Source organism: Longimicrobium sp. (assembly GCF_036554565.1).
Classification (GTDB): domain Bacteria; phylum Gemmatimonadota; class Gemmatimonadetes; order Longimicrobiales; family Longimicrobiaceae; genus Longimicrobium.
In genome coordinates this window covers 1-2,803 of sequence record NZ_DATBNB010000086.1, presented here as the reverse complement: position 1 = coordinate 2,803, position 2,803 = coordinate 1, and the positions used below count along the sequence as shown (strand labels likewise).

Below are 2,803 nucleotides of genomic sequence, written 5' to 3'. Positions count from 1 at the left end.
CGATGGCGAGAAGAACGGCCAGCCGGCGCGGCGTCATCGGCCGCCCCCCGTCGTTGTGGATGGCGGCGGCGCGGTGGAATCGGGCTGGGGACGTTCGATCTTCGGCACGTCCAGCCACTGCGAGTAGTCTTCGTGGCGGCTTCCGTCGGCGTTCACCACCACCACGCTCAGCCGCATGCGCCCGTCCGCAAGGATGGAGATGCGCTGGTAGCCGCTGGCCTCGCGGATGTAGCGGATGCCGGTGATGCGCCGCGTGGGCGTGGTGTGGCCGTAGATGCCCCCGCCGCTGACCAGCATGTACTTGGCGGGTTCACGGCGGAACACCTGCAGGTTGTGCTCGTGCCCGGCGGCGTACACCATGGGCGTGTCGACCACGAAGGCGCGCTGCAGCGACGTGGCCATGTGGCGGTACTCGCGGCCGGTGACGTCCTGCCGGGCGAAGAGGCCGGCCAGCCGTGCCCAGGGGTGCAGCGGGAACAGGTAGGTGGGCCAGTCGAAGTAGCCGCCGTGCTGCCCTCCGCTCACCAGCGGGTGGTGCGCGACGACGACGGTGCGCAGGTCGCCCGCCGTGGCCAGCGCCACGCGCAGCGAGTCGATGACGCCCTGCTCCGTGGCCGGCCGGCATCGGCTGCCGGGGCCCGGCTTCTGCCCGGGGTGCAGCCACCAGTGCGAGTCGATGGCGATCACCCGCAGCACGCCGTCCACGTCCAGCACCACCGGACCGGGGCAGCCGTCGCGCGGCTCCATCGTCACCCGTCCGCCGCCGTTGGCGTTGATGAAGCGCGCCTGCCGGGTGACGTGCTCCAGCCCGACGGAGGCGCCCTGCGCCCAGTCGTGGTTGCCCGGCACGAACACGCCCCGCGTCCCCGTTTCCAGCAGGGGCGCCATCTGCGCGCGAAGGATGCGCAGCCCCTCGCGCCCCTCGGCCGTGGCGGTGTCGCCCAGGCCCACGGGATACACGTTGTCGCCCAGGAACACCACGAAGCTGCGGTCGGGCGCCTGGGCGATCTCTTCGCGCAGCGCGTTCAGCACCGGCTCGCCGGCGGGGTTGGGAAGCCCCGCGTCGCCGATCAGCACCAGGTTGAGGACCACCGAGTCTTCGGGCGCCAGCACGCCGGCCAGGCGGCCCAGCCCGGCCACGGGCGAGCCGCACGCCGCGGCACCCATCAGCATGGCGGCCGCGCACCCCAGCCGGGCCGCGCGCCGCGAAATCGTCCTGCCGTTCATCACCACTGCCGTTCGGTTGGATATCGTTACGGAGCCCGTTGGACGGGGCTCAGCGTCCCTTGCGTTTCTTGCGCCGCGCGCGGAACGGAACGTACTCCGCCGCCGCCACCTGCTCCGACCAGCGCTCGTCGAGTGCGCCCACGATTCCCGCGGCGCTCCCGTTGCGCTTCAGCCGCACGAGGTATTCCAGCGTCCGCATCCCGTCATCGCGGCTCACCACGTCTACCAGCTGCCAGTCCTTGGCCATGTCGGCCAGCGCCTCCTGCACCGTCATGCGGGCCACGTCGGGCTGGGTGCTGTGCACCAGCAGGATGCCGTCGGTCTTCACGTCGGTGGCCTTGTCGAGCATCCGCCTGCGCACGGTTCGCTGCGCCTCGGGCTCCTGCGCCATCAGCAGCCGCTGCGGGCCCACCGACAGGATGCCGGTGCGCGCGTACCGGCCGCTGTAGATGGAGCCCACGTTGAACTTCCACACCGTGAGCACCACCAGGTTGAAGGCGAACGACATGGCCAGGGCCACGTCGAGCGCCTGCACCCCCGACGACAGGCCGATGCCGATCACCAGAAAGATGTAGACGGCGTCGCGGGGGTCTTCGAGCGTGTTGCGGAAGCGCACCGCCGCCACGATGCCCGCCAGCGCGAACGCCAGCGCGATGCTGTTCTTCACGACGAGCGCGATCCCCGCCACCACGATGGGCAGGATGATCACCGACGCCACCAGCGCGGGGTCGTACCGGAAGCGCTTGGTGAGCATGTACACCCACGCCACGGGCACCACCAGCAGCAGGGCGCCCAGGATGACGAGCACGGTGCCCAGCGCGCGCTGCCCGGCTTCCTGAAGCGAGATGCGCGCGCCGTAGTCGCCCACGGGGCCCGCCGCCAGGTCGCCGCCCCGCTCCAGCGGCAGCGCCACGGGCGACAGGATGGCCTCGCGCACCGTGGGGCTGTAGTACACGGCCAGCGACATCAGCGCCGAGACCACCACGTAGTAGGCGATCACGCGCAGGAACGGATACGAGCGCGCGTCGACCAGCCGCTCCAGCAGGCGCTGGTGCGCGGGCGGCTGCGGCTGTCCCTCGTCCGTCTGCATCCGCCCGGGATGCGACGTGTGGACAGGCGTCTCGGCCGCCGCGGGGGCGGGCGCCGGCGGCGTGGAGAGCAGCGTCTCGGATTCGCCGGGCGCGACCACGGGCGGCGGGCCGCTGGTGATGCCGGTGTGCTTCTTGGAGTGTTGGGCCATCGCTTTTGTTTCCGTCCGCATCCGCCGCGCGAAGGGCGCGCGGGGCACAAGTGGGCGCTAGCAGGAACCACGCCGCGCGTGTGGGCGGCTGGATTTTGGCTGGGTCATCAGGCGGAAGTACACGTGGCAGGCGTTGGGGCGCTTCGACCTGCGCCGGCGCATGCCGCGGCAGGCCCCTCCCCCGGCCCCTCCCCGCATGCTGCGCATGCGGAGAGGGGAGAATTCGATCGCGCTTCGGCCGCTTCCGCGCGCGGCGACTCAGGACTGCGTCGCGAGCACTTTCGCACTTTCGCACTTTCGCACTTTCGCACTTTCGCACTTTCGCACTCACGCACT

Annotated in this window: 2 protein-coding genes; both read right to left on the bottom strand. The window is 71.3% G+C overall.

Features of this window, described 5'->3' with window-relative positions; genetic code table 11:
• Nucleotides 1-33 precede the first annotated feature (33 nt).
• Nucleotides 34-1,227 carry a metallophosphoesterase family protein gene (locus VIB55_RS02335; RefSeq protein WP_331875053.1) on the bottom strand — a complete coding sequence of 398 codons (1,194 nt, stop codon included), beginning with the start codon at nucleotides 1,225-1,227 and terminating at the stop codon, nucleotides 34-36.
• Between the two features lie 49 nt (nucleotides 1,228-1,276).
• A complete protein-coding gene (locus tag VIB55_RS02330; protein WP_331875052.1) occupies nucleotides 1,277-2,467 on the bottom strand; it encodes a DUF4956 domain-containing protein in 1,191 nt (396 codons plus the stop codon).
• Between the last annotated feature and the right edge of the window lie 336 nt (nucleotides 2,468-2,803).

Excerpts from the sequence above, each read along its gene's own strand:
- VIB55_RS02335 (WP_331875053.1), bottom strand. The coding sequence starts at position 1,227 with ATGAACGGCAGGACGATTTCGCGGCGCGCGGCCCGGCTGGGGTGCGCG.
- VIB55_RS02330 (WP_331875052.1), bottom strand. The coding sequence starts at position 2,467 with ATGGCCCAACACTCCAAGAAGCACACCGGCATCACCAGCGGCCCGCCG.